Annotated in this window: 4 protein-coding genes and 1 pseudogene; all 5 read right to left on the reverse strand. The window is 40.6% G+C overall.

The features are described 5' to 3' along the window. A pseudogene (locus JMF85_RS27645) lies at positions 1-496 on the reverse strand (replication initiation factor family protein); the annotation flags it as partial. A 605-nt stretch (positions 497-1,101) separates the two neighbouring features. After that, complete coding sequence (locus JMF85_RS27650; protein ID WP_201319378.1) at positions 1,102-1,599, reverse strand: hypothetical protein; 498 nt, start codon at positions 1,597-1,599, stop codon at positions 1,102-1,104. 10 nt (positions 1,600-1,609) lie between these two features. Continuing rightward, positions 1,610-7,780: a S8 family serine peptidase gene (locus JMF85_RS27655; protein ID WP_201319379.1), complete on the reverse strand. Its 6,171-nt coding sequence runs from the start codon at positions 7,778-7,780 to the stop codon at positions 1,610-1,612. Between the two features lie 828 nt (positions 7,781-8,608). Continuing rightward, positions 8,609-8,755: a DUF4372 domain-containing protein gene (locus JMF85_RS28735; protein WP_201319381.1), complete on the reverse strand. Its 147-nt coding sequence runs from the start codon at positions 8,753-8,755 to the stop codon at positions 8,609-8,611. Between the two features lie 165 nt (positions 8,756-8,920). After that, a partial coding sequence (locus tag JMF85_RS27665) for a fibronectin type III domain-containing protein (RefSeq protein WP_201319380.1) occupies positions 8,921-10,350 on the reverse strand: 1,430 nt, incomplete at its 5' end.

Genomic DNA, 10,350 nt, shown 5'->3' on the forward strand with positions numbered 1-10,350 from the left:
TTTCCCCATATTCCTGTAATAGCTGTGCCTTCTTGTCGTAAACTCGGCAATATCCGGCGACTTGTTGTTGATACCCTTGATTAGAGTAGAAACTCCCCTTTCCAATGTGCATATTCCGCCCCGTCAACGATAAAACAAATAATTCCGACATCGGCAACGGTATGTCATACGCCACATCCGACCGAACGAATAGAATCTGCTGAGCATGTTCTTTTATCGGCATAAGCCATTTCTTGTACAACAGCAACGAGTCGGGATGACATTCTACACGCAGGGTATATCGTTTGGAGCGTTCCGCATACAGCAGGAAGTAGGACACGTGCAAATATTGCCCGTTCTCGTATGCTGTAAAATGGTATTTGAAGCCCTTGTCTTTGACAGTCATTGGAACACGATATGCGCGGCGAAATTGGTTATGAAACCAGTTAAAGAACTCCCATCCTACTCCTGTAAAGTCCACGACTATACGGTCTATGGATAACTTCACTCCTTCCATGCTCAGCCCCCCACCGAAATTTTTAATGAATTTCGGACTATATTAGAGGGCAAGGTGGCTAGCCTTCACGTTGCCTTACCTGTATATGTCAACTGCTCGTCAGCAGATTGTCTTTACACCATATCCATCGTTATAATCCCTAGATAAATTGCGAACAAAATCAAAAAACTTTTTTATTGACCGCGCCTACTATTAATGGTCGGGGTAAGAAGCAATGAAGTTGCGTCTTACTTCACACTTTCTATTTCGCATCAGACAGGTCATCTATTGCTATTTGGATTTCGCAAATATCTGTATTTTCAGAAACCAGCGATAAAGCGAAGCTAAAGAAATTGAGGTTCAATATGGTGGTATCTGATGATTTTGCTACTGTTTTGGTCAGGCAAGTTCAATCAATTAGGGTATAATCTTCAACTGCAACTGTGCGTACACTGGAATTGTAGAAATTTTGGAACGGGGCTGACGAGGGTTAACTTTATTTAATCTCGATATAGTCATTCATTCAGCACTGGGTGGGGTCTATCAGATTAGCCGCCGCGGCAGTGTTCATGTCAAAAAAAGAACCACAACACGAGGGTTAGTCGCATTGTGGCAAAATCGCTTATTTATTTTCGTAGCAGTTCTATTTTCTGTAACTGAGCGGAATAAGTATTGATATTAAAATATTGATGCATTGATGTAAAAAATATCTCAGCAGAATCTAGCAACTTCTCTAAAAACACGGAACTTTCCACAGTATGCTTCGACTCATCAACACATACCACCATTAGATTTGTATTAATCCTCTTCAATTCTAGTCTAATAGGTTGGTCAGGAAAATAAGTTTCAGCGTTACCAAATGATTCAAATTTCTCGACCAAATCAATAATGTATGACCATAATTGGTCAACTAAATCCCAATGGGTAAAATCTAATATCGGGTCTTCATAATAATTTATACATATCGCTCCACTTACATAATTCAAGTCTATGGTGTTTTTAATTTCTTTTATCTCTTTACTGTTCTGAATGCTAATAAAATAATCGTTTGGCTTCTTATTAACAGCAGTTAAATCAGTAATCTTGACATACGGTTTTAGTAAATATGATTTAATTTCTATCAACTTTGTTACCTCACTTTGGATAGAATTGCCCCACTCTACCATTATTCAATCCTAAAATGTATTCAGTTCCATTATAAGAACCTGTAATTTGGTACATTCCTGTAGCACCTTTGTTTATAAGCGTTTCTCGGTTTTGACTCATAACACTTTGAATGGCACTAGAAATATCATCAATACTTATACTTTCATTAAAAAATGTTTGTGACGATTTGACTGAGCCATCCCAATAAGAAGGATGATGTCTTTCCAAGATGTGCGTCATACCACTTTTATCTAATAAAAACTTGTTACTTCCAAATGTCATCGTAGTGCTACTGAAATTACTTAATGCGTTTACGACCGACTCAGGTCTAGCGCGGATTACTTTTGTTACATTTAATGCTTCGTCAGTAGCTTCAACTGCACGTTCAATTGACTTGTATTTATTAGCCATTTGAACGACTAGTTTACCACCCTTAATCATCTTCCCTACAGGAGCAAAACCAAGTCCTGCGAGAGTCTTATCCGTTACAGAAGCATTACCATCGACTAAAGTATTTACATCATCCAATATAGCAAAATCAGCTACTGCTTTTGTACCCTTGTACACTGCGGAATCAGTAACAGAGTACCATAAACCCTGTGCGTAAGAACCAACTTGCCCAAAGTAATTGTTGCACCAGTCCGTCCCCGCTCCTCCTATACCACAAACATTATGACCTGTTGGGTCTGTATATCGAAGAGGGTTATTCCAACCATAAGTATAAAGGTTCATGGACAACGGATTATTAATTTCCCCTTCATAGCTATCCTCATTAATAAATCGCCCTATGCTTGGGTCGTACCATCTTGCACGAAGATACTGCAACCCAGTAGAACTATCCCAGTACTCGCCGCTGTAGCGGAACGGCTGTTCTATCGTTTCGTGAGCGGTAATAGGATTCCCCCACATATCATAGGTGTATTGGTTAAGGATATTACCGCTAGCATCCGTTAACCCAACCACATCACCGTGTCCGTTGTGCAAATAATACTGTTTATTGCCACTTGCATCGATACGGGCAACTAGTCCGCGCCCCCGCTCATATCTTGCTTTTAATGTCACAGTACCGTTCGTTACAGTACCTTCGGCAATGATGTTCAAACCGTCATAATAATATCGGGTGGTTACACCGTTCTCCATTCGCTCATATAGCAGTCCATCCCCGTTATATCGATAGGTAACATTTTTCCCATCGCCTGTGACTACTCGTGTCAGACGGTTACGATCATCGTACGTGTAGCTTGCTGCTAGCAGATTCGGAGCGTTACCGGTATACATTAGACGGTTCCCACGGGAGTCATAGGAATATTGCTCGATAAATTGAGTCGACGTTTCTATACGATTCAGTTTATCATACGTAAACGAATTCGCAGTACCATTTTCCGTTTTACTCGTCTGATTATAGTTGTTGTCATACTTATAGCTGAATGAGTTGACAGCAGCGCCGTTCAATTTGGTTTCCGTTAACGAGGTGAGATTGAAACCATCATATCCAAACGTCGAATTGATCGCATTTCCCTGCATAATGGTCGACACCAGATTATTTTTTTTATACGTGTATATGGCATCCCAATTGCCGCTGGACGCACCGACACCAGTCAACCGATTTCGGTTATCATAGCCGTAAGCAGTGGTAAATCCAAACGGGTCGGTCATCTGGGTCCGACTGCCTTGGGCATTATATTGATAGTTCAACTTTTTGCCATCAGGATATGTGACGGTCTTGAGCTGCTTCGTCATAGGTTCATGTGCATACGAAGTTGTTCCCGTCCCATCTACCATCGAAAGTCGTCTGCCTGCCGTGTCATAGGTATATGAAACTGCCTCCTGACCTGTCACACTGCTCGTTAAAAAGTTACGGTTATTGTATGCAAATGTTTGAATTTGTCCTTTACGATCTACCTGCTTGGTCAAATTGCCGTTCGCATCGTAATAGTAGGTTTCAATTAATCCGGCAGGATCCGTCTTAATTATCAACCTTCCAAGCTCATCGTATTGACTAGTTTTCAGACTCCCATCGGCAAATTGGATTTGCTTGAGCTTACCCGCCAAGTTATACCCATAGGTTGTGATATTGTTCTGCGCATCTTTAACGGATAACAACCGATTCAAGACATCATAAGTGTTAATGGTCGCATTATTATTTCCATCTACACTCGTAATAACATTTCCGGCATAGTCATACGTATAGCTGCCTATTGTGATGTTGCCAGTCGGTTTCAACCATTCTTTCTTTGTAACACGGCCCAGAAGGTCATAGCTCTCCCGAGATTGATTTTCTTCTTGATCCTTTATCGTTTTCGTAAATCCAATGTCATCGTACGAAACGGTTGAGATCGCGCTGTCTGGATAAGTCGTTTTCGTCAACCGGCTCCAAGCATCATATGCGTAATTGATACGGTGACTAAGCGCATCTTGACTCCATGCTAAACGTCCGTACGCATCGTACCCGTAGGTAGTAAAACTATTCGTCCCGCTAATTCCTTCGGATACTTTCCACCCCAGCGGATTCCACTGCACCACACTGGTGAGGCCCGTTTGGTCAACTGCGGTCACTTTATTATTGGCATCGTCATACGTAAGCGTAACCTGACTATTATCCGGGAATGTAGCGAGTTTGACACGCCCTAATTTATCGTATTGATATGATGTGCTATATCCCTTGCCGTCAGTGTATTGCGTCATATTTCCCGTAGATTTGTCGTATTGCATTTGCTCCGCCACTGTTGACGTTGTTGCATCCGCACCTTTTACAGTGACCCATCGTTTGGTCAGAAATGCATTCCCATATAGGGAGCCAAATTCCTGATTTACCACGATATTTCGATTATCGTCCTTCACCGTAATTGACGTAATATTGCCGCGGCCGTCCGCGTAACCGAAATTCGTCTGAGAACGCAATGCGCCGGTTACATTCGTATCGTTAACATTGACTTGCGTAATGCTTCCTTGGGTATTACGTAAATATTGCACGAAGCGTGTTTGATTGATGCTGATCGGTTGGGACACGGATGTGAGCAAATGCGTCGTGCCATCATAGGTATAGGTTGTCGTTACGTTGTTCGGGTCCGTATCCGTAAGGACATTCCCAAAATCATCATAACTGCGTTTCACCGTAATCGGTGTAGATGTTGATGTGCCATTCGTAGAAGTTACCGTCGTGGTATTCGGTACTGGCAGACGACGGGTCGTATCAAAGGACATGGTCATATTTTTTTGCAGCGTACTGCTCTTATCTTTCTCAATAATCTTCGTTGTATAGTAAGCTGCAGGCACAGTGTCACTAATATACTGCTTATAGTTGGTATAGGTAGTTTGCTTCAATCCATCATCTACGGTTGTTGTAAATTCATAGCTGCCCGAGTAACTGCTCCCAATATCCCCGGAATAGGAGAACGTTCTGTAATTATAGATGGACCCGTAATTCGAATCTTTGTCGTATCTTTGGGAAACCCGGTACGCTTGATTATATCCGCTTGGTCCAAAGTAGCGGGTAACGGGACCGGTATAGGAGTAAATCGTTTTTGCCCCTGTTGAATAAGTAACCTCTGTTAACAAACCGTACGAATTTGTCATAGGTTGATTTGCCGTTGTATTAGACGGGAAGTTGAATTGGGCAGAATACGAGCCATATCCGTATCTGGTAGTTCTGCCCATCGGGTCTTGTACGGAAGCGAGGATCTCTTTACCATTCAGAGAAGATTTGCTGTACGTTACGGTTTTATCGCCCATTGTGAGCACAACATTAGAAGTTGTGTAGCTGATCGTAATTGCATTCCCGATGGCATCCGTAATCGACGTTAATACTTTTCCGTAAGGATTTACATTGCTATACCCAAACTGAATCGTATTTCCATAAGCGTCAGCAATCTGTATTAATCTTCCTTCACTATTAAAGTACATGTGTTTATTATCCAATGTCTTTAAATCGTAGTATGAGGTTTCACCGTTGACAGTCACAGAGCTGTTCTGGGTTAAGGTTAAATCTTTCCATGGGTAACCAACAAGCTTGTTGCTTCCGTCAATTTCATACGTACCTGTACCAGCTAGATGTAAATACCGTTTGCCCCTCTTGCTTTCAATGGAGCTTACATTCCAAGACCAGCCCTTGCCAATAGGGAACATCGTATCCTGATAAGTCTTGTCAATTGTTTTATTGAAGTAACCAGAGTAGAGATAAACAGGATAAGAAGTTGGTGTGTGTGGCGAGACCGGAGCAAGAACGGACCACACTCTGTAGTAATTACCGGAGTAACTTGGGCCGAAGAAGGGACTATAGTACTCGAATCCAGCCGTTTTTCGATATTCCTCAATTGCCGTTAGAGAACTGTTGTAGCAAGACGAAAAGTTTTCAGGTGTTGTATTACAGTACCAGTAGCGGTTAGGACTGTAATAAATGTAATAACCATCCCCAAAATATTGGTAATAATATTTCCCTGTTCCCGCAACATCCGGACAGGAAGTGGAACCCGTACTTGGATTGTAAGTACAAGTAGGCGTATTAAACCCAAGGTTTACTTGATTAATTGTATTGGACGCAATGGCATAATTGACACTACCACTTGAGGCTTGTTGGTCATAAGTCACAAATTGCCATGGGTATACCCGATAATGGTAGACCGGTTTTGATTCAACATCCATATCATTAAATTGCGAATCTCCGCTACTATAGATTCTTGACAACGAGAAGGATAAACCATTCCGCCCGGGCAACGTAAAATCCGTATTTTGAACGGAAAGTTCGCCTGTTAACGTTGAAATATTTTCACCGCTTGAGCCGATATTAAATGGGGCCTGATCTGCTTTAAGATTGACATTATTAAGCGCTACTTGGTCATAGGTGGATGGAATGTCCGAGCTTCCATCGATGGAAACAAGGTCCTTATAAACCGAGTCGTATACGGAAGCCGAAACAGTACCATCTTTTCCGACAGCTATCCCACGATTCGTTGTTTTCACGGTAACCTGTGGTTGTGGAACATTCTGGTCATGGGGCGGAATGTATTCTTGATACGAAATATTCAGCGATTTTGCTCCGTTTACTAAACCATAGCCGAATGAAGAGGCTTGTCCTAATGAAGTTGCTCCTGTCCGAAGTGCCTCGCGAAGTTGTACGTTTGTGTATGATGGATTTGCTTCTTTAATTAGCGCCGCTACACCGGCTACATGAGGGACCGCCATGGAAGTTCCACTCATGGAAATATAGCCGTTCCCGTTAGTCGACAATCCCATGATATTGGTTCCCGGTGCAACCAGTTCAACCTTGTCGCCCGCATTGGAGAACGAAGCTAATTGATTGTTAGAATCCACTGCTCCGACTGCAACAACAGGGCTGAACTTAGCCGGGTAAGAAATGGTGGTTGAGCCTTCATTACCTGTGGAAGCAATCAGAAGTATGTTGTTTTCATATGCTTTCTGCATAACCTCTTCCAAGGCGGCAGAATATTCCGTTCCTCCGAAACTCATGGATACGACGTCCATGTCGTTATCAATGGCCCATTCGATACCTTGTATGACTTGGCTATAGGTGCCGTTTCCTTCGGCATCCAGCACTTTGACGTCGTACAAGCTTACTTTAGGCGCAACCCCTAATAGCCCTTGGTCATCTTTCAAGGCAGCGAGAATGCCAGCAAGGAATGTACCGTGACCGTTAGGATCTCCAAGCGTAACATCTGCTGGTACAAACGACACGCCACCGGTTACGTGCAGCTCTAGGGATTGTCGAGAAATACCGGTATCCAGAATGGCAACCTTGACTCCCTCACCGGTAATACCTTGAGCTTGAGCCTCCGGAATATGAATCTGATAGATGTTGTTAGTAACCGTATCGCTTGTTTTCTTCACGACACTGTCATTCTCGATGTATTCGACATTTGGATCTTTTTTCAATTCTTCCACTTCGGAAGCTGATAGAGTCACACTTACGTGCTTAGAGAGATGATTGAATGATTTCTCTGCTTGTTTGCCTTGATTTTTTAATAAACCTTGTTTACCTTTTGCTGCATCCTTGTATTTGATAATATAATTACTTTGAAATTTAGTTGTTGCATCCGATTTTGGTTTCTGACTCGCTTCGCTCTCTGTCACTGCAATGATTGGCGATATATTAGTAAAGAAAATAACGATACTTAAAAGAAACGGAATGATTCGTAGTCGCATATTGACCTCCACAGTGACTTTTTTAGAAATTTAGTTTCCAATTTATTGAACGACATCAATGATCTTTTTCAAATTTCCGTTGTTTTCGTACTCAAATCTTTTGATGATTTGTCCTGTTGAAGTAATGATACTTGCTTCCAGCCTTCCCCTTGATTTGTAGTGGTAAGTCATTTTTGCAAGTATCATAACCACTTTACTTGCATTCGAAATATTTCCCGTTATGTCATTTGCTTTGACGGTAAAACTATATCCTTAATTCAGTACCCAGCCTGTAGCCGTCCATGATGTTCCGGTTTGTAGTAGCGACTAAATTTGAATTTTAATAAATAAGATCACTAGCGTTACATAAAAATAGCCAAAAGGTCAATACCTTACTTAAAGGCAACATACCTACTTGGTAAATTGTGCAAATTTAAGTAATGTGCAAAACTAACTCTAACTTTCTATTGCGTCTTCTCGCCAATGTTCGGTCTGGTTTATGATGGATTCTCTTAAGCCACTTTTCTGAGCTGTCCCAATAGCGCTTTGAGCCAGCGATACAGTTCAAATAGGCTACTCTTGGTGCCCGTATCCATCTTCACAAGTACCAACAGACAGAACCCGATTAAGGAAATCCAAACCTGGTTCATAACGGCTTGTCCGCTTGTGACGCAAAACGATGAATTTGGCGTACGAGATCCATGAACACCTGCTCAAGTAAGGCCGGAATCAACCTGGTTATGGTTTCGACTAAGCTGCGATACGGAGATCGACGGGATGCCAGATGCCTAGTTCCTATAGAAAGCCATTAGACATTAGGTCATCCGCGATTTCACGTAATCAATCACGCTAGCGAAGTTGTGCGAATAAGAACAACTTCAGAAATGAAAGAGTGGTTAGCTTCTTGAAGTATTTATACTGCTTTGCAGCAAGAACACGTTCTGTGAACTTCTTCGCACAAATTAGAGAAATCCAATTACCAAATGAAGAAACCAGGTATCCTTATCCTTAGCTGATCCTTTCAGTGGATTATAGACAAGTACTATCTACCATTCCATCGTAAAGGTTTTTCTTGTCTGCATGACAACTAAACCGAATATAAAGATGATTCTCAGAATATTATTGCAATGCTAGTGATGGATAATATGTGATTGATTTAATCTACTCAATTATAACGATCTGTAGCAAATTTCCATTCGAATCATAGATGTAATCGACAATATCATTCTCACTTCCGAATTCAATGTAATCCAACCTGTTATTGGAATCGTAATAGTATTTCGCCTTATCGTACAAAGTTTTTACTACTACTGTATTACTTTTATCAGAAACTAACCCAGTAGAAGTTACTGCCCTAACATAAAATTCGTAGTTTTTACCAGGAAGGAGGGAAAATACATCTATAGAATTACTATACGGTGTAAATATTGGAGTATTTTGATATTCATATGGAACTTGATATACTTCATATTTGGTTACGCCTTCCTCGGGAGACGCAGCAGTCCAAGTTAGAGTGACCCTTGTAGAGCCAATATTACCTACGGATAATTGAGGGGCTTTCGGTGCTATCGGCGTTGACAGGGGGGCATCGTTATAAATCAGCGTCACAGTTCCATTCAAATCCCAGTAATTATGTGGTGTGTTCGACCAAAATGCAATTCCCTTTACTAGTTCTGTTGGATTTAGTTGTCCAAAGAGATTTTCTTCATCAGTCGAAACATAAGAGATTACAGTATTCTCATCATAAAAAGGATAGGAGGTTCTTCCTATTTTAATAGAATTTGTCCCATCTTGAGTTGGCGAGACTGTTGGATTATTTAAGTTAATTCCTTCACTGTCTGTTTTAGTGATGAAAATATCCATTGGATATTGTGGAGCAACATCCTCAGGATCATCTGTATGCGGTATGAAATAATTATCAAAATAGGCATAGGTAATATTTCCGGCTAGAATATCTGGGATATTGAGGTTTAATTTATTTGTAATTCTGTCAGTCTGAAAATTCGTTTCGAATGAATAGGTTGTTGGATCGATTAGTACGGGATAAGTAAGTCCATTATCATTCAAACTAATTATTATTAGTGTTTTGTTATTAATTTCTTTGAGTTCTACTTTGATTCGATCATAATTTGGTGTTCTTGAGTTTTTATCCATAATCCAAGGTGTTGGGATTGATGCTACGATATTATTATTTTCATCAATCAAAACAATGCTTTGATCATCTTTTAGTACGGGTGTCAAATTTTTTGTGTCGATTTCGAATATAAATTGTTTAGGAGAGTCTACATTTTTCAGCAGAATGTTCATTTTTAAACCATCATTTGTTACTGAGTAGGAAACATCGGTATTTTGCCAAACGTCTTTGTAATTGATCTTATTGCCTTCAACATTTGATTTGATATTCCGATTAGTATCTAATGGAATATAGTTTATAGAATATTTTTTTTCTAAGAATTCAACTTCTGGTATTGTTCCTTTAAATAATACATAGAACCTATTCCCTCTTGTTCCCATTGAATACTCAGAGTTCTCATACTGATAAATATTATTATCAATTTCTTCCCACGTTCCATTCATGTTCTTGTAATGAT

The organism is Paenibacillus sp. EPM92 (assembly GCF_016586185.1).
In the GTDB taxonomy this organism is placed as follows: domain Bacteria; phylum Bacillota; class Bacilli; order Paenibacillales; family NBRC-103111; genus Paenibacillus_G; species Paenibacillus_G validus.